This window comes from Buchnera aphidicola (Chaetosiphella stipae setosa) (assembly GCF_964059095.1).
In the GTDB taxonomy this organism is placed as follows: Bacteria; Pseudomonadota; Gammaproteobacteria; order Enterobacterales; family Enterobacteriaceae; genus Buchnera_J; species Buchnera_J aphidicola_BP.
Window position 1 is genome coordinate 311,894 of the sequence record NZ_OZ060394.1, and the last position, 16,437, is coordinate 328,330.

Consider the following 16,437-nt stretch of genomic DNA (forward strand, 5'->3'; position numbering starts at 1 on the left):
AAAAAAAAAAGAAAAAAAATAATTAATAATTATATAATTTTTATATAAAAAATTTTTTGAAAAAAAATAAACAACAAAATAAAAATTTTTTTAAATCATCTTACATATAATTTATTTATTTAAAATAATTAATTAAATATTTAATATAAAAAAATTTTTTATTATTTTAATAGATACATTATAAAATTGGAGTTTTTATGTATGCTGTTTTTTCTCACGGAGGAAAACAATATAAAGTCAAAATAGGACAGACATTAAGAATAGAAAAAATAAATTCAAAAATTGGAAAAAATATAAAATTTAAAAATATTTTATTTATAAAAAAAGATACCGATTTTTTTTTAGGTACTCCTGTTCTTAAAAACGCAACTATTCAAGCTTGTGTTTTTAATCATGGAAAAGAAAAAAAAATAAATATAATAAAATTTAATCGAAGAAAGCATTATAAAAAAAAACAAGGACATAGACAACATTATACAAGTATTAAAATCACTAAAATCAATTTAAATAAGGACTTGTAATATGGCTCAAAAAAAAGCTGGAGGATCAACAAGAAACGGACGAGATTCAATTGGAAAAAGATTAGGAGTAAAACGCTTCGGAGGAGAATTCGTCAAATCTGGTTCAATTATTGTAAAACAAAGAGGAACAAAATTTCATTCAGGAATAAATACAAAAAATGGAAGAGATCATACAATATATGCAATCATAGATGGAATTGTAGAATTTAAAATTTATGGAAAAAAAAAAAGAAAAATTATTAATATAATTCCTCAAAAATATAAATTCCAATAATTTAAATTGATTTTTTCTAAAATAAAAATTTTTATTTATATAAAAGATAGTTTTTTATTTAAAAAAGAATTATTTGGAAAAAAAAATGAAATTTATAGATGAAGCCGTAATTACAGTAAAATCTGGAAATGGAGGAAATGGAATAATCAGTTTTAGACGAGAAAAAAACGCTCCTAAAGGAGGTCCGGATGGAGGAGATGGAGGAAATGGAGGAAGTATTTTTTTCCAAGCAGATAAAAATCTAAATACTTTAGTAGATTATACATTTAATAAATTTATAAGTGCTGAAAATGGAAAAAATGGACAGAAAAGAAAAAAATCTGGAAAAAAAGGAAAAGATAAAATACTTTATGTTCCAATAGGAACCAAAATCATCGATTTTTATCATAATAAAATAATTATAGAATTAAAAAAACATAAACAATCTTTTTTATTTATTCAAGGAGGATGGCATGGATTAGGAAATAACAGATTTAAATCTCCAACAAATCGCACACCAAAAAAAAGATCTTTAGGAAAAATAGGAGAAAAAAAAACTGTAAAACTAGAACTTTCTCTACTTGCTGATATTGGAGTTGTCGGATTACCAAATGTAGGAAAATCAACTTTCGTTAAAAGCGTATCCTCTGCAAAACCTAAAATAGGAAACTATTTATTTACAACTTTAATACCTAGTTTAGGAGTTTTTTTAACAAAATCTAAAAAAAAAATTATTATTGCTGATATTCCCGGAATTATTTCAGGAGCATCAAAAGGAATTGGTTTAGGTTTAAATTTTTTAAAACACTTAGAAAAATGTAAAATATTATTACATATAATTGATTTATCTATACCAAATACTCAAAAAATTATTCAAAATATATTAACTGTAGTAAAAGAAATAAAAAAATATAATTCTATATTGTATAAAAAACCTAGATTATTTGTTTTTAATAAATCAGATTTAATACAAAAAAAAGAAATTTCTTTTAAAATAAAAAAAATAAAAGAAAAAATAAAAATTACAAAAAAATATTATATTATTTCATCTATTACAAAATATGGAATCAAAACTCTTTCTCAAGATTTAAGCAATTTATTTTAATTTTTTTTTAAAATATAATTAAAATTTATTTTATACAAGTTAAAAATTAATTAAAAATTCTCAACATTGATTATTTAACTTGTATATAGTTAAAAATTTTTATTAAAAAACTTCTATCTTTTAGAAAATTGTGGTCTACGTCTAGATTTTCTAAATCCAACTTTTTTTCTCTCTACTTGACGTGAATCACGTGTAACAAAACCAAATTTTCTTAATTCTTTTAAAAAAAAAGAATCATATTGAATTAATGCTCTTGTTATTCCTTGCCTAATAGCTCCAGCTTGTCCAGAAACTCCACCACCTTTTACTGTAATATAAAAATTAAATTTATTTTTTAAATCTAATAATTTTAAAGGTTGTATTATAATCATACAAGAAGTTTGGCGGTTAAAATATTTTTCTAATTGTAATTTATTAACAAAAATTTTTCCAGTTCCTATTCTTAAAAAAACACGAGCAGAAGAAGATTTACGACGACCTGTTCCATAATTTTGTATTATTTTCATAATTTTTTCTCCGCAATTAAATTTTAAGAAAAATTGGTTTTTGTGCTTGATGATTATGAAATACTCCGGGATAAATTTTTAATTTTTTAAACATTAACCTACCTAAAGGGCCTTTAGGTAGCATTCCATAAACAGATTTTTGAATAATTCTTTCAGGAAATTTCATTAAAATTTCTGAAAAATTATTTTTTTTTAAACCTCCTGGATATCCTGTATATCGATAATATATTTTTTTCTGAATCTTTTTTCCAGTTACATTTATCTTAGATGCATTAAGAACAATAATATAATCTCCAACATCAATATGCGGAGTATATATTTTCTTATGTTTTCCACGTAAATAATGTGCAATTACACTAGATAATCTTCCTAGTATTTTACCGGTAGCATCTATATAATACCAATTTCTAACAATATTTTTTGAAGACACTGAAAAACTTTTGATACTCATATAAACATCCTATTTTTATTTTGTTATTTTATAAAATTAAAAAGAAATGTTATAATAAATTAACTCTTATTTTATATGATACTATTATAATAGAAAAATAAAAATTTTATTAGATATATTTAAAATATCTATAATTAAAATAAACTTGAATTTTTATAAAATATGTTATTAATATATAAAATAATTTTAAACAAATAATATATTTTCAAAATAAATATAAAAATAAAAAAACGTCCTTCTACAGAGAATTTTATTATGAATAATAAAAACAATCTTATAAAATTAAGAAAAAAAATAAATAAAATTGATGAATCAATCCTTTTTCTTTTATCTCAAAGAAATACCATTTCAAAAAAAATTATTAAAGAAAAAATGAAAATTGACTATCCAATACAAGATAATCAAAGAGAAAAAAAAATTTATACAAAAATTATTCAAAAAGGAAAAATATTAAATTTAAAAAAAAAATTTTTACTAAAAATTTTTAAAAAAATAATTAAAAATTCAGTGAATATACAAAAAAAAATTTTAAAAAATGTAAAAAAAAAAATATCTTTTTTGGGACCTAAAGGATCATATTCTTATTTAGCGTTTTTAAAATATGCTAAAAAAAAAATACAAAATTTCATCCCATTGCATGCAAAAAATTTGAAGATATTGTTAATAATGTCCTAAAAAAAAAATCTATATATGGAATTCTTCCAATAAAAAATAATTTTTCTGGAAAAATTAATGAAACAAATATTCTCTTAAAAAATAAAAAACTAATTCTTGTCGAAAAAATAAAACTTTCTATTAAACATTGTCTAATATCTTATAAAAACCAATCTTTAAAAGAAATAAAATCTCTCTACAGTCATCCTCAACCCGTAAAACAATGCATTTCTTTTATAAAAAAATTTCCCCAATGGAAAATAAAATATACTAAAAGTTCTTCTGCAGCTATAAAAAAAATTGCTATTCATAAAAAAAAAAATTCTGTAGCTATAGGAAATAAAAAATGCAGTAAAATGTATAATTTATACATCATCAAAAAAAATATTTCAGATAAAAAAAATAACTCTACTGTATTTTATATAATATCAAAAAAATAAAAATAAAATGTTATCTAACTATTATTTTAATAAAATCATTTTAAAAAAATTTTATAAATTATTTTATCTAAATAACTTTGAGTAAAAATATGTTTAACAATCTAAAAAAAAACTTTTCTAGAATAATAAAAAATATTTCTAATCAAGGAAGAATTACGGAAAATAATATTAAAAATACTCTTAGAAAAGTAAGAATTTCTTTATTAGAAGCTGATGTTTCTTTGAAAGTTATTAAAAAACTTTTATCTAAAATAAAAAAAAAAAGTTTAGGAAAAGATATTAATAATTCATTAACTCCTGGACAAGAATTTATAAAAATTTTACATGAAGAATTAAAAAAAATTATAGGAAATCAAAATACTTCTATTAAATTCTTAAAAAAAAAATTATCGATATTTTTAATAATTGGTTTACAAGGAGCTGGAAAGACAACAAGTGTTGGAAAACTTGCAAAATTATTTTTAGAAAAATATAAAAAAAAAATATTAATAGTATCAATAGATGTATATCGTTCTGCTGCTATTAAACAATTAAAAATAATTTCTAAAAAAGTAAAAGTAGATTTTTTCCCATCATACAAAACAGAAAATCCAAGAGATATTTCAAAAAAAGCAATAGAATATGCTAAAATAAATAAATATGATGTTTTAATAATAGATTCTGCAGGAAGATTACATATTGATTCTCATTTAATGAAAGAAATTCAAGATATACAAAAATTAACTAATCCTACAGAAACAATCTTAGTCATAGATTCTATGATCGGTCAAGATTCTATTAATGTAATTACAGAATTCAATAAATTACTACCTATAACAGGTATTTTTTTAACTAAAGTAGATTCAAATACTAGATGTGGAGTAGTTTTATCATTAAAATATCTTACAAAGATTTCTATCAAATTTATTGGAAATGGAGAGAAATTTAATAATATTGAATATTTTAATGTAGAAAAAATTACTTCAAAAATTCTAGGAATGGAAAATTCTTTATCATTTATTGAATCAATAGAAGAAAAAGTTGACAAAAAATATATAAAAAAATTAGATAAAAAAGTTAAATTAGGAAAAAAATTTAATTTAAATGATTTTTTAAATCAAATAAAACAAGTTAAAAAATTAGGAAGTATTAAAAATTTATTAAATAAATTCCCTTTTAACTCTTATTTTCAACAAAATATTCCATTTAATATTGATGAATCTATGTTTAATAAAATTGAAGCAATGATACAATCTATGACAATTAAAGAAAGAAAAAATCCAAAAATTATTCAAAGATCAAGAAAAAAAAGAATATCTTTAGGTTCAGGAACAAAAATACAAGATGTAAATAAATTATTAAAACAATTCAATATAATGAAAAAAATTATGAAAAAAATGAAAAAAGGTGGAATAATGAACTTTTTTCAAAAAATAAAAAATATGGTTTCTTAATGCTCTAAAAATAATTTTTTTATCATTGATAGGAATTTCAAATGGTTAAAATAAGACTTTCCAGACACGGATCTCATAAAAAACCTTTTTACAAAATTATCGTTACTGATAGTAGATCAGCAAGAAACGGTCGCTTCATAGAAAAAATAGGTTTTTTTAATCCAATATGTTCTTTAAAAGACAGAAAATTTAAAATTAATTTTAGTAAAGTAAATTACTGGGAAAAAATGGGTGCTAAACTATCTAAAAGAGTACAGCATTTAATTAAATTTTATAAATAATTTATAAATAAAATTTTTTGATAAAAAGATGAAAAAAATCATTTTAGGGAAAATATGCGCTTCACATGGTATCTTAGGATGGATAAAAATATTTTCGTTCACAAAAAAAAAAAAAGATATTTTTAAATATCATCCATTATATTATTATTTCAATAATAAAAAAAATGAATTAAAAATTCAAAATTGGAAATATCAAAAAAATTTTTTTTTAATTAAAATAAAAAATATTAAAAATAGAAATCAAGCAGATTTATTAAAAAATATCGAAATATTTATTTATCATAAACAACTAAAAAAAATAGAAAATGAATATTATTGGCATGAAATTATTAAATGTAAAGTATTTAATTTACAAAAAAAATTTTTAGGAAAAGTGAAAAATATTATTAGTACACCAGCGAATGATATATTATTGATATATAACAAAAAAAAATGTAATAATAACGAAATATTAGTTCCTTTTATAGAAAAAAAAATTATCAAAAAAATTAAAAAAAATAAAATTTTCATTAATTGGAAAAATTAAAAAAGGAAAAATATATAAACTTCAAAATAATAACAATTTTCCCAGAAATGTTTCATGCTATTGAAAATTATGGAATTCTTTCAAAAGCTATTAAAAAAAAAATTATTAATTTAATTTTTTTTAATATTAGAAATTTTAGCAAAGAAAAAAATAAAAAAGTAGATGATAGGCCTTATGGAGGAGGAGAAGGAATGATAATGAGTTTTTCTCCTTTAAAAAGAGCGATTGTCAAAGCAAAAAAAAATGACAATTCTTTAGTAATATATTTATCTCCGCAAGGAAAAAAAATTACATATAAAAAATTAAAAAAATTATCAAAAAAAAAATGTATTATATTAATTTGTGGACGATATCAAGGAATAGATCAAAGAATAATTGATAAATATATTGATGAAGAAATATCTATCGGCGATTATATTTTAACTGGAGGAGAACTCGCAGCAATGGTTTTGATAGATGGAATTTCTAGATTTGTACCAGGAGTAATTAAAAAAAAAATATCTAAAAATAAAGATTCTTTTTCTCAAAACCTTTTAGATCATCCGCACTACACAAGACCAAAAAAAATAGATGGCATGCGAGTTCCAAAAATTTTATTATCAGGAAATCACAAAAAAATTAAAAAATGGAGATTAAAAAAATCCGTTCAACAAACATTATTAAAAAAACCAGAATTATTTAAAAAAAACAAATAAAAAATCTAATACAAGAAAAAAATTTTAAAAAAATATTTTGAAAAAAACTACTGTTAAAAAAAATGAATAAAATTATAAAAATAATAGAATCAAAGCAAATGAAAAAAAATATACCAAATTTTAACTCAGGAGATACTATAGAAGTTCAAGTTTGGGTAATCGAAGGTTCAAAAAAACGTTTACAATCTTTTGAAGGTATTGTCATATCAAAAAAAAATAGGTTTTTACAATCTTCATTTTGTATAAGAAAAATTTCTCATGGAGAAGGAATAGAACGAGTCTTTCAAACTCATTCTAAAAATATTGAAAATATTTTTCTTAAAAGAAAAGGAAAAGTTAAACAAGCAAAATTATATTTTCTTCGAAAAAGATTTGGAAAATCTGCTCGAATTACAGAAAAAATATAATTTTTTATAAAAAATTTATATGTATATAAAAATTTTTCCACGCAGTCATAAAATAAATTGTGACTGCATGATTCCCTTTTTTTACAAAGAATTTATTTTGTACCACCAACAGTTAATTGATCTATTTTAATAGTCGGTTGTCCTACACATACAGGAATACACTGTCCTTCTTTCATGCAAATTCCTGTTCCATTTTCAATAAATAAATCATTTCCTACCATAGAAACTTTTTTCATTACTTCTATTCCAGATCCAATTAAAGTCACATCTTTTATTGGATAAACAATTTTTCCATTTTTAATCAAATAAGCTTCAGATGTAGAAAAAACAAATTCTCCAGAAGTAATATCTACTTGACCACCACTAAAACTAACAGCATAAATGCCATAATCTACGCTTTCTATAATATCTTTTACAGTAGATTTTCCAGCTAACATATAAGTATTTGTCATGCGAGGCATTGGAAGATAAGAATAAGATTCTCTTCTTCCATTTCCAGTAGAAACAGTTTTCATTAAATGAGCATTAAATTTATCTTGAAGATATTTTTTTAAAACTCCATTCTTTACTAAAACATTATATTTTCCAGGAGTTCCTTCATCATCAATTGATATTGAACCTCGAAAATTTTTTTTTGTGCCATCGTCTATAATAGTACATAAACTAGATGCAACTTTTTGATTAATTTTATCACTATACAAAGATAATTTTTTACGATTAAAATCTCCTTCTAAACCGTGCCCAACTGCTTCATGTAACAAAACACCTGGTAAACCAGAACCTAAAACAACAGGAAAAGATCCAGAAGGAGCTTCTCTCGCAGACAAATTTAAAATAGATACTCGTGCAGCTTCTTCAACTATTTTTTTTATATTAGATATTCCATGGTTATCTATTTTCAAAAAATATTTATAAGTACCTCGGATTCCTTTTCCATTTGTTCCTTTTTCACGTCTTCCTCGATCTTCGGATAAAACGCTAATAGAAAGAGAAACTAAAGGTCTAATATCTACAGAAAAAACACCATCTGTTGAAATAACTAATATATATTCATATGTCCCTGAAAGATAAGCATTTACTTGAGAAACTCTAGAATCATATTTTCTAGCAATTTCATCTACTTGGTATAATAAATTCACTTTATCAAAATTAGAAATAGAATTAAAAGGACTATGAAACTCATAAAACTGTTTATTTTGATTGTAAAAAAATTTTTTGTTTAAAATTACATTTTTTTTATGTAAACTTTTTTGTACAAAAGAAGAAATTTTTCTCAATCCAATAAGATTTATTTGATCTATAGAAGAAAAACTAGTCATCTCATGATTTATTGCTCGTAATCCTATTCCTCGATCAATATTATACGTGCCATTTTTAATAATTTGATCTTTTAAAACCCAAGATTCATTTCTTTTATCTTGAAAATATATATCAGAATAATCTAGTTTTCTTTTAGATAAATCTGAAAAAACAGAATATATATCTTCTGTATGAATATTGTTCGAATGTAAAATTTTATTTTTTACTATTTTTTTTATATCCATTATCACTCTCTTTTTTATTAATATTTTCACTTTTTTTTTAAAAAAATTTTTTAGAAAAAATTTTATACATTTTTCTATAAATGAACTTAATATTTTTTTAAACTTTGTATCTTATAACTTATATTGTATAATATAATTTAATATAATTAATTTATATAAATAAATATGAAAAAAAAATTCAATATACTTTTATTAAATGGACCTAATTTAAATCTTTTAGGAACAAGAGAAAAAAATATTTACGGAAAAATATCTTTTACTTCTCTAATAAAAAAACTAATAAAATTCTCCAAAAAATTAGATATTAATCTTATTCATCTCCAATCTAACGCTGAACATATATTAGTTGAAAAAATACACACTTCAAAAGATAAAATAGATTATATTATTATTAATCCTGCAGCATTTACTCATACAAGTATTTCTCTTAGAGATGCATTACTCGCAGTAAATATTCCATTCATTGAGATACACATATCCAATATTTATTCTAGAGAAAATTTTCGAGCTCATTCTTGGATATCTGATATCTCTTCTGGAATTATATGCGGGTTAGGAATAGATGGATATAAATGGGCATTGAAAACTGTGGTGAAAAGATTATCAATATCACAATAATTTATTTTCTATAAATATTTAAAAAATATATCATAGTATATTAAAATAATTTTTTTAAATGAAATAAATATATATAAAAAAAAATAAAAAAAATAAAACATATTTAATAAATATATATAAATAAAAAGAAACAAGAAAATCTAAAAAAAACCACATAAAAGTGAAAATTAATTTTTTATATTTTTCAAATTTATAAATTTTTTATTATTTTTTCAAAGAAAGAAATTCTAACATATCTTGAGGAAGATTTAATTTAACAAAAATTTTTTTTTTGGTGATAGGATGAATAAAAATAACTTTATAAGCATGCAAAGCTTGTCTAGGAAAACTTTTAATTCTATTAAATTCCGAACTTTCAGTTAAACCTTGAAACAAATTATAGTTACATTTATATTTTTGATCTCCAATAATAGGATGTTTAATATATAACATATGTACTCTAATTTGATGAGTTCGACCTGTCTTTAAACGTATTTTTAATAAAGTATAATTTTTATAAATTTTCTTTATAGAATAATAAGTAATTGCTTGTTTTCCATTAGAATTCACTTGCATGCAAGTACGTTTTTTTATATTCCTACTAATAGGAGCATTAATTAATCCTCCATATTTTATTTTCCCTAAAACAATAGCTTGATATTCTCTAATGATTTTTCTTTTCTTCATCATTTTTTTTAAAAGAAAATATGCAGAAAAAGTTTTTGCAACAATTATTAATCCAGAAGTATCTTTATCTAAACGATGAATAATTCCTGCTCGTGGAATTTTCTTGATAAATGGATACTTATTTATTAAACCATTTAATAACGTTCCAGTATAATTTCCAAATCCTGGATGAACTACTAAAGCAGAACTTTTATTTATTATTAACAAATACTTATCTTCATATACAATATCCAAAAACATTTTTTTTGGAGAAAAAATGTTAATCTTCTTAGAAAAAAATTTAACATATAAAAAATCTCCTTTCATTATTTTAAAATCTGGAGAATTAATTATTTTATTATTTACATAAACACAATTTTCAAGAATACATTTCTTAAAATGATTTCTAGAATATTCTGAAAAAATAATTGATAAAAACTTATCTAATCTATATTTATTAAATTTTTTTTTTAAAACAACTTGATGTAAACAAATTAAATTTTTCATATATAGTCCTTATACTTTTATAAATTAAAAATAAATTTTGAATCTCTTTTTTCATCTTTTTTTTACATATAAAAATAATATGTAAAAATTAAAACTTTAAAGAAAAAAATATAAATTATAAAAAATAATATAATTTTCAATTTTTTTTTATATTTTTTTTAGTTTTTTTTTAGAATATAAAATTTATTTAATATTAAATATAAAATAGGAATTTTTTTCTAAATTAATATGAATTATACAACAGAAACAATACGACAAAAATTTTTTGATTTTTTTAAAAAAAAAAATCACAAAATTTATCCTGGAAGTTCACTTATCATCGATGATGATCCATCATTATTATTTACAAATGCAGGAATGAATCAATTTAAAAATATTTTTTTAGGATATAAAATTCCAAAACATAAAAAAATTGCTAGTTTACAACATTGCTTAAGAACTGGAGGAAAACATAATGATTTAAATAACGTTGGATATACTCCAAGACATCATACTTTTTTTGAAATGTTAGGAAATTTTAGTTTTGGAAGCTATTTTAAAGAAAAATCTATTATATATGCATGGGAATTATTAACGTCAAAGAAATGGTTTAATTTAGATGAAGAAAGAATTTTAGTAACTGTTTATGAAAATGATTTTCAATCCTATAAAATTTGGAAAAATATTATAGGAATGAGAAAAGAAAAAATAATCTTAAAAAAAGATAAAAAAAATATTTTATATACTTCAGAAAATTTCTGGAAAATGGGAAAATATGGACCATGTGGACCATGCACTGAAATTTTTTATGATCAAGGAAAAAAAATAAAAACACATTCCTTTTCTTCAAAAAAAAATTTTCAAAATAGATTTATTGAAATATGGAATATAGTTTTTATGGAGTATAATAAATTACCTAATAAAAAATTCAAAAAATTAAATACTCCCTCTGTTGATACAGGAATGGGTTTAGAAAGAATTTCAGCCATTTTACAAAATGTACAATCTAACTATGAAATAGATATTTTTAAAAAAATTATCAAAAAAATAAAATCTCTGAAAATTACTAAAAAAGAAGATAATCGATCTTTTCAAGTGATTGCTGATCATATTCGTTCTAGCTCATTTATTATTGCAAATAAAATTTTCCCGTCAAATGAACATCGAGGTTATATTTTAAGAAAAATAATTAGAAGAGCTATTCGACATGGTAGAAAACTAGGAATAAAAGAATGCTTTTTTTATAAACTAGTACCTGTTCTCATTCAATCCATGGGTAGTTCCAATGCTATTTTAATAAATCAACAAAAAAAAATTGAAAATATATTAAAAGATGAAGAATTACAATTTTCCCACACACTAAGCAAAGGTTTAAAAATTCTAAAAAAAGAAATAAAAAATAACAAAAAAAAAATATTAGATGGAGAACTAGTATTTTATCTATATGATACCTTAGGTTTCCCGATAGATTTAACAAAAGATATTTGTTTAGAAAAAAACATTCAAATTGATCAAAAAAGTCTACAAAAATCTATTAAAAAAAATAAATTATCTAAAAAAAAAATACATAAATATAAAGAAATAATTATCATTCCTAAAATTAAAAAAACAAAATTTATAGGATATAATACATATAAAAAAAAAAGTGTTATTCAAGCAATCTATGTCAATAATACATTAGTAAAAAAAATTCAAAATAAAGAAAAAGGAAAAATAATTATTCAAAAAACTCCATTTTACGCAGAATCTGGAGGACAAATTGGTGATTCAGGAAAAATTTATACGAAAAAAGCAATTTTTAAAGTTAAAAATACAAAAAAATATGGAAATTTCTTTATACATATAGGAAAAATAAAATATGGAATAATCAAAATAGCTGATTCAATAACAGCAAAAATTAATATAAATAAAAGATTGATAATAGAAAAAAACCACACTTCAGTACACTTATTAAATGCGGGATTAAAAAAAGTTCTAGGAAATCATATTTTACAAAAAGGATCATTAATTAATTCTAAAAAAATTCGATTTGATTTTTCACATTTTCAATCTTTAACATATAAACAAATTTATAATATTGAAAAATTTATAAATCAAATAATATATAAAAATATAAAAATAAATAGTTTTTATATACCATTTACTGAAGCAAAAAAAAAAAAAATAAGTTTTTTACCTAATAAAGTGTATAAAAAAAAAGTACGCGTTATTTCAATTGAATCGTTTTCAAATGAATTATGTAGCGGAACACATGTAAAAAAAACTGGAGAAATTTTTTTATTTAAAATACTTAATGAAAAAAGCATATCTTTTGGTATTCGAAGAATAACAGCTGTAACTTATCAACATGCTTTAAAAAAAATATTTCAAAAAGAAAAAAATATACAAAAAATTAAAAAAATAATAAAATCTAATAATTCTAACTTACAGATACGAATCAAAAAAATTGTTCAAGAAAACAAAGAAACATTAAGAGATAATAAAGAAATAATAAAAAAATATATTTCATTGCTTACACAAAAAATATCTAAAAAAAATATAAAAATATATAATATTTTTTTAATATTTAAAATTTTCCAAAATGAAAATGTAAAATATTTTCGATTAATAATTGATAATTTACAAAAAAAATTTCCTTTAATTGTAATTGTTTTAATTAATATTTCAAAAAAAATATATTTTATTATAAAAATTAGTAAAAATTTAGTTTCTAAAATTCAAGCAAATGAAATACTTAAAAAAATCTGTAAAAAAATTTCAGGAAAAGGTGGAGGAAATAAATATATTGCAGAAGGAATCGCAGATTTTTCACAAAAATCAATAAAAAAAATTAAGACATTTAAACAAAAAATTATATCTATAATCAATAAAAAATAAATTTATAAATTTAGTTTTAATATCACTATAAAATAAAAAATTTTATTTTAAAAAAAAATTTAAAAAAAATAAAAATTATTTTTAGAAAATTTTAACGCTAAAATTATATGGAATTAAAATTTTTTTTAAGGAGAAAAAATGTTAATTTTAACTCGAAGAGTAGGTGAAACTCTAGTAATAGGTGATGAAATTACCGTCACCGTATTAGGAGTCAAAGGAAATCAAGTAAGAATTGGAGTAAACGCTCCAAAAGAAATTTCTGTCCATAGGGAAGAAATATATCAAAAAATACAAAAAGAAAAAAAAAAAGTAAAATTTCGCAGTAAATAATAAAAAATAAATTATATTTAAAAAAAATTTTTTTTAAAATATAAAATTGACATATCAAAATAAAAAATAGTAGAATGAAAGAGGGCAATAAAAAAATTTATAAAAAAATAATTTCAGTGAGATGGCTGAGTGGTTGAAAGCGCTCCCCTGCTAAGAGAGTATGTGTAGAAATATGCATCGAGGGTTCGAATCCCTCTCTCACTACATATTTTTATCTGTAAAAATTCAGAAAAAAATATATTTTTACGCATCTGTAGCTCAGTTGGATAGAGCACTCGGCTACGAACCGAGAGGTCGTGGGTTCAAATCCTACCAGATGTAATAAAAAATATAAAAGATTTTTTTAATATATTTTTTATTTTACATATAAAAAATTCATAATAATTAAATAATTTTAAAAATTTTTCATATGAAAAGAATTCCTAGAATTTATTTAAATCAAGACATTTATATAGAAAAAAAAATTATTTTAAAAAAAGATAAAAAAAATTATCTTAAAAAAGTAATGCGAATGAAAGTTCGAGATAAAGTTTATATATTTAATAATACAAATTTTTTATTCTTTTCTGAAATTATTGAATTAAATCACAAAAAAATAATTTTAAATGTATTAAAAAAAAAAAAAAAAAATTATGAATCTCCATTAAAAATACATTTAGGACAATCAATATCTAAAAAAAAATCTATGTCTTGGATAATTCAAAAATCTTCAGAGCTCGGAGTAAAATCCATTACTCCTGTTATCTGTGAAAAATCTTCTATAAAATATTTAAAAAATAAAGAAATACAACAAATAAAAAAATGGAAAAAAATATCTATTTCTGCAAGTGAACAATGTCAAAGAAATTCTATTACAAAAATTTTTAAACCAATAAAATTAAAAAAATGGATTCTATCTTTAGAAGAAAGTATAAAAATAATTTTAACTCCAAAAAAAAAAAATTTAGTTCAAAATTCTTTACCAAAAAAAATAAAAGAGTTATATATTTTAATAGGATCAGAAACGGGTTTTTCAAAAAAAGAAATAAAATTTTGTATTAAAAAAAATTTTTTTCATATAGATTTTGGAAGAAGAATTTTAAGAACAGAAACAGCTTCTTTAACAGCTATTTCAATTCTACAATATAAATATGGAGATTTAAAATTATTCTAAAAAAAATTAAAAAATTTATTTGAAATTTATATATTCTAATTTTTAGATTAATATTCCCGAAAAGATATATATTTTTAAATAGAAAATTTTTTATAATTTTTTATTTATTATTTTAAAACTTCTATGTTAAATTAAGGAAGGATAATTATCATTAATAATTTTATATAAAATTATTTATAAAAAAAAGTTTTCACATTTTTTTTTGTACTAACTAGTAAAATATCTGGTTTTCTTTGAGAAAATATACCAACTGAAATCACTCCAGGAATATTATTTATTTTATTTTCAATTTCTAAAGGATTTAAAATACATAATTTACTAATATCTAATATATAATTATTATTATCTGTAATCACATTTCTCTTACTTACTTCACCTCCAATCTTTTTTAATTCTTTCATAACATAACGATAAGACATAGGTAACACTTCAATAGGTAAAGGAAATTTTCCTAAAGTTTTTACTTGTTTTGTTTCATCTATAATACAAATAAATTCATCAGCAGCAGATGCTAAAATTTTTTCTCGAGTTAAAGCTGCTCCTCCACCTTTAATCATTTCCATATTATTATTAATTTCATCTGCACTATCAATATATAATGGTAAACAATCTAAACTATTTAATTTAACTACTTTAATTCCATTTCTTCTTAAACTCATAGTAGTTTCATAAGATGAAGAAACTGCTCCTTTAATTTTATTTTTAATGTTTTTTAAAAAATTAATTAAATAACTTATAGTAGATCCCGTACCAATGCCAACAAATATTTTTTCTGGTATGAATTTTAAAGCTTCTAAAGCTACTTTCTTTTTTAAATTTTTTAATTTCATAATATTAATTACACCATTAATATTTAAATATAATATTTTAATTTGATTAAAATAAAATATTTTAAAACTTTAAAATTAATTTAATTGAAAAAATAATTGTTATAAAAAAAATTTTATAAAAAAATATATCTAAAAAAAATACTGTTTTAAACACTTTTACATAAAACAAAAATAAATAAATACCATATAACAATACTGGGGTACCTGGATTCGAACCAGGGATCCCGGTATCAAAAACCGGTGCCTTAACCTCTTGGCCATACCCCAAAATTTTATTAAATATTACGGGAAGCGAGACTTGAACTCGCAAACCCCAATAAGGGCGCCAGAACCTAAATCTGGTGCGTCTACCATTTCGCCACTCCCGTTTATAAATAAATAAATTTTAATAAAAAATTTTTTTAAATAGCTATGATGGGAATCGAACCCATGACATCAGCGTTATGAGTGCTGTGCTCTGACCAACTGAGCTACATAGCTAAAATTTTTATATAAAAAATATTTAATAAGATAAATTATAAAAAATGACATAAAAATTTTTTATTATATATTTATATTGTTATATAAAAGAGTATAATAAAGTTTTTATAAAAAATTTTTAAAATTTAAATTAAAAAAAATTATATCATATAAAAAAAAAAAATTCCATCTTGAAAAATTTCTTCAAAATTCAAAAAAAAAA

General features: G+C 20.8%; 19 protein-coding genes and 5 tRNA genes. 16 read left to right on the top strand and 8 right to left on the bottom strand.

Annotation, left to right across the window (positions count from 1 at the left end; translation table 11 throughout):
• The first annotated feature begins 197 nt into the window (after positions 1 to 197).
• The 3 genes from rplU (at position 198) to cgtA (ending at position 1,879) form a co-directional block, all read left to right on the top strand.
• Positions 198 to 521 (top strand): 50S ribosomal protein L21, encoded by a 324-nt coding sequence (gene rplU / locus AB4W52_RS01370; protein ID WP_367675171.1) that lies wholly within the window; start codon positions 198 to 200, stop codon positions 519 to 521.
• A gap of 1 nt (position 522) precedes the next feature.
• Positions 523 to 795 (top strand): 50S ribosomal protein L27, encoded by a 273-nt coding sequence (rpmA, locus tag AB4W52_RS01375; RefSeq protein ID WP_367675172.1) that lies wholly within the window; start codon positions 523 to 525, stop codon positions 793 to 795.
• 85 nt (positions 796 to 880) lie between these two features.
• Positions 881 to 1,879, top strand: coding sequence for an Obg family GTPase CgtA (gene cgtA / locus AB4W52_RS01380; RefSeq protein ID WP_367675173.1), 999 nt, complete (start codon positions 881 to 883; stop codon positions 1,877 to 1,879).
• A gap of 113 nt (positions 1,880 to 1,992) precedes the next feature.
• Here cgtA and rpsI read toward each other — a convergent pair whose 3' ends face one another.
• Positions 1,993 to 2,385 carry a 30S ribosomal protein S9 gene (gene rpsI, locus AB4W52_RS01385; RefSeq protein ID WP_367675174.1) on the bottom strand — a complete coding sequence of 131 codons (393 nt, stop codon included), beginning with the start codon at positions 2,383 to 2,385 and terminating at the stop codon, positions 1,993 to 1,995.
• Between the two features lie 16 nt (positions 2,386 to 2,401).
• Positions 2,402 to 2,830 (bottom strand): 50S ribosomal protein L13, encoded by a 429-nt coding sequence (gene rplM, locus AB4W52_RS01390; protein ID WP_367675498.1) that lies wholly within the window; start codon positions 2,828 to 2,830, stop codon positions 2,402 to 2,404.
• Positions 2,831 to 3,091: 261 nt separating this feature from the next.
• Between rplM and AB4W52_RS01395 the strand changes: the two genes are divergently transcribed.
• From AB4W52_RS01395 to rplS, 7 genes are all read left to right on the top strand, one after another.
• The gene (locus AB4W52_RS01395; RefSeq protein ID WP_367675175.1) at positions 3,092 to 3,511 is read left to right on the top strand and encodes a chorismate mutase; all 420 of its coding nucleotides are present in this window, start codon (positions 3,092 to 3,094) and stop codon (positions 3,509 to 3,511) included.
• On the top strand, positions 3,493 to 3,930 hold the full coding sequence (locus AB4W52_RS01400) for a prephenate dehydratase domain-containing protein (RefSeq protein ID WP_367675499.1): 438 nt from the start codon (positions 3,493 to 3,495) through the stop codon (positions 3,928 to 3,930). Before AB4W52_RS01395 ends, AB4W52_RS01400 begins: the two co-directional genes overlap by 19 nt.
• Positions 3,931 to 4,019: 89 nt before the next feature.
• On the top strand, positions 4,020 to 5,363 hold the full coding sequence (gene ffh / locus AB4W52_RS01405; RefSeq protein ID WP_367675176.1) for a signal recognition particle protein: 1,344 nt from the start codon (positions 4,020 to 4,022) through the stop codon (positions 5,361 to 5,363).
• A gap of 41 nt (positions 5,364 to 5,404) precedes the next feature.
• Positions 5,405 to 5,644, top strand: a complete 240-nt coding sequence (gene rpsP, locus AB4W52_RS01410; protein ID WP_367675177.1) for a 30S ribosomal protein S16 — start codon at positions 5,405 to 5,407, stop codon at positions 5,642 to 5,644.
• Between the two features lie 28 nt (positions 5,645 to 5,672).
• A complete protein-coding gene (gene rimM, locus AB4W52_RS01415) occupies positions 5,673 to 6,170 on the top strand; it encodes a ribosome maturation factor RimM (RefSeq protein WP_367675178.1) in 498 nt (165 codons plus the stop codon).
• On the top strand, positions 6,158 to 6,865 hold the full coding sequence (gene trmD, locus AB4W52_RS01420; RefSeq protein WP_367675179.1) for a tRNA (guanosine(37)-N1)-methyltransferase TrmD: 708 nt from the start codon (positions 6,158 to 6,160) through the stop codon (positions 6,863 to 6,865). The genes rimM and trmD overlap by 13 nt, the downstream gene beginning before the upstream one ends.
• A gap of 62 nt (positions 6,866 to 6,927) precedes the next feature.
• Entirely contained in the window at positions 6,928 to 7,272 is a 345-nt protein-coding gene (gene rplS / locus AB4W52_RS01425) for a 50S ribosomal protein L19 (RefSeq protein ID WP_367675180.1), read from the top strand.
• 92 nt (positions 7,273 to 7,364) lie between these two features.
• Here rplS and tldD read toward each other — a convergent pair whose 3' ends face one another.
• Positions 7,365 to 8,816 (bottom strand): metalloprotease TldD, encoded by a 1,452-nt coding sequence (gene tldD, locus AB4W52_RS01430; RefSeq protein ID WP_367675181.1) that lies wholly within the window; start codon positions 8,814 to 8,816, stop codon positions 7,365 to 7,367.
• Positions 8,817 to 8,981: 165 nt separating this feature from the next.
• Here tldD and aroQ point away from each other — a divergent pair, with 165 nt between their 5' ends.
• On the top strand, positions 8,982 to 9,434 hold the full coding sequence (gene aroQ, locus AB4W52_RS01435) for a type II 3-dehydroquinate dehydratase (RefSeq protein ID WP_367675182.1): 453 nt from the start codon (positions 8,982 to 8,984) through the stop codon (positions 9,432 to 9,434).
• A gap of 204 nt (positions 9,435 to 9,638) precedes the next feature.
• Here aroQ and AB4W52_RS01440 read toward each other — a convergent pair whose 3' ends face one another.
• Positions 9,639 to 10,586 carry an RluA family pseudouridine synthase gene (locus AB4W52_RS01440; protein WP_367675183.1) on the bottom strand — a complete coding sequence of 316 codons (948 nt, stop codon included), beginning with the start codon at positions 10,584 to 10,586 and terminating at the stop codon, positions 9,639 to 9,641.
• Between the two features lie 228 nt (positions 10,587 to 10,814).
• On the opposite strand from AB4W52_RS01440, the gene alaS reads away from it, so the two are divergent.
• From alaS to AB4W52_RS01465, 5 genes are all read left to right on the top strand, one after another.
• Positions 10,815 to 13,442: an alanine--tRNA ligase gene (gene alaS, locus AB4W52_RS01445; protein WP_367675184.1), complete on the top strand. Its 2,628-nt coding sequence runs from the start codon at positions 10,815 to 10,817 to the stop codon at positions 13,440 to 13,442.
• Between the two features lie 138 nt (positions 13,443 to 13,580).
• Positions 13,581 to 13,772 carry a carbon storage regulator CsrA gene (gene csrA, locus AB4W52_RS01450; protein ID WP_367675185.1) on the top strand — a complete coding sequence of 64 codons (192 nt, stop codon included), beginning with the start codon at positions 13,581 to 13,583 and terminating at the stop codon, positions 13,770 to 13,772.
• Positions 13,773 to 13,887: 115 nt separating this feature from the next.
• A tRNA-Ser gene (locus AB4W52_RS01455) sits at positions 13,888 to 13,976 on the top strand.
• A gap of 43 nt (positions 13,977 to 14,019) precedes the next feature.
• Positions 14,020 to 14,093, top strand: a tRNA-Arg gene (locus AB4W52_RS01460).
• A gap of 88 nt (positions 14,094 to 14,181) precedes the next feature.
• Positions 14,182 to 14,925: a 16S rRNA (uracil(1498)-N(3))-methyltransferase gene (locus tag AB4W52_RS01465; RefSeq protein ID WP_367675186.1), complete on the top strand. Its 744-nt coding sequence runs from the start codon at positions 14,182 to 14,184 to the stop codon at positions 14,923 to 14,925.
• Between the two features lie 170 nt (positions 14,926 to 15,095).
• On the opposite strand, the gene rpiA is transcribed toward AB4W52_RS01465, so the two are convergent.
• The 4 genes from rpiA to AB4W52_RS01485 form a co-directional block, all read right to left on the bottom strand.
• The gene (gene rpiA / locus AB4W52_RS01470; protein WP_367675187.1) at positions 15,096 to 15,755 is read right to left on the bottom strand and encodes a ribose-5-phosphate isomerase RpiA; all 660 of its coding nucleotides are present in this window, start codon (positions 15,753 to 15,755) and stop codon (positions 15,096 to 15,098) included.
• Between the two features lie 195 nt (positions 15,756 to 15,950).
• Positions 15,951 to 16,022 (bottom strand) — tRNA-Gln (locus AB4W52_RS01475).
• Positions 16,023 to 16,038: 16 nt separating this feature from the next.
• A tRNA-Leu gene (locus AB4W52_RS01480) sits at positions 16,039 to 16,123 on the bottom strand.
• A 38-nt stretch (positions 16,124 to 16,161) separates the two neighbouring features.
• Positions 16,162 to 16,235, bottom strand: a tRNA-Met gene (locus tag AB4W52_RS01485).
• Positions 16,236 to 16,437 lie beyond the last annotated feature (202 nt).

Excerpts from the sequence above, each read along its gene's own strand:
- rplU (WP_367675171.1), top strand. The coding sequence starts at position 198 with ATGTATGCTGTTTTTTCTCACGGAGGAAAACAATATAAAGTCAAAATA.
- rpmA (WP_367675172.1), top strand. The coding sequence starts at position 523 with ATGGCTCAAAAAAAAGCTGGAGGATCAACAAGAAACGGACGAGATTCA.
- cgtA (WP_367675173.1), top strand. The coding sequence starts at position 881 with ATGAAATTTATAGATGAAGCCGTAATTACAGTAAAATCTGGAAATGGA.
- rpsI (WP_367675174.1), bottom strand. The coding sequence starts at position 2,385 with ATGAAAATAATACAAAATTATGGAACAGGTCGTCGTAAATCTTCTTCT.
- AB4W52_RS01395 (WP_367675175.1), top strand. The coding sequence starts at position 3,092 with ATGAATAATAAAAACAATCTTATAAAATTAAGAAAAAAAATAAATAAA.
- ffh (WP_367675176.1), top strand. The coding sequence starts at position 4,020 with ATGTTTAACAATCTAAAAAAAAACTTTTCTAGAATAATAAAAAATATT.
- rpsP (WP_367675177.1), top strand. The coding sequence starts at position 5,405 with ATGGTTAAAATAAGACTTTCCAGACACGGATCTCATAAAAAACCTTTT.
- rimM (WP_367675178.1), top strand. The coding sequence starts at position 5,673 with ATGAAAAAAATCATTTTAGGGAAAATATGCGCTTCACATGGTATCTTA.
- rplS (WP_367675180.1), top strand. The coding sequence starts at position 6,928 with ATGAATAAAATTATAAAAATAATAGAATCAAAGCAAATGAAAAAAAAT.
- tldD (WP_367675181.1), bottom strand. The coding sequence starts at position 8,816 with ATGGATATAAAAAAAATAGTAAAAAATAAAATTTTACATTCGAACAAT.
- aroQ (WP_367675182.1), top strand. The coding sequence starts at position 8,982 with ATGAAAAAAAAATTCAATATACTTTTATTAAATGGACCTAATTTAAAT.
- AB4W52_RS01440 (WP_367675183.1), bottom strand. The coding sequence starts at position 10,586 with ATGAAAAATTTAATTTGTTTACATCAAGTTGTTTTAAAAAAAAAATTT.
- alaS (WP_367675184.1), top strand. The coding sequence starts at position 10,815 with ATGAATTATACAACAGAAACAATACGACAAAAATTTTTTGATTTTTTT.
- csrA (WP_367675185.1), top strand. The coding sequence starts at position 13,581 with ATGTTAATTTTAACTCGAAGAGTAGGTGAAACTCTAGTAATAGGTGAT.
- AB4W52_RS01465 (WP_367675186.1), top strand. The coding sequence starts at position 14,182 with ATGAAAAGAATTCCTAGAATTTATTTAAATCAAGACATTTATATAGAA.
- rpiA (WP_367675187.1), bottom strand. The coding sequence starts at position 15,755 with ATGAAATTAAAAAATTTAAAAAAGAAAGTAGCTTTAGAAGCTTTAAAA.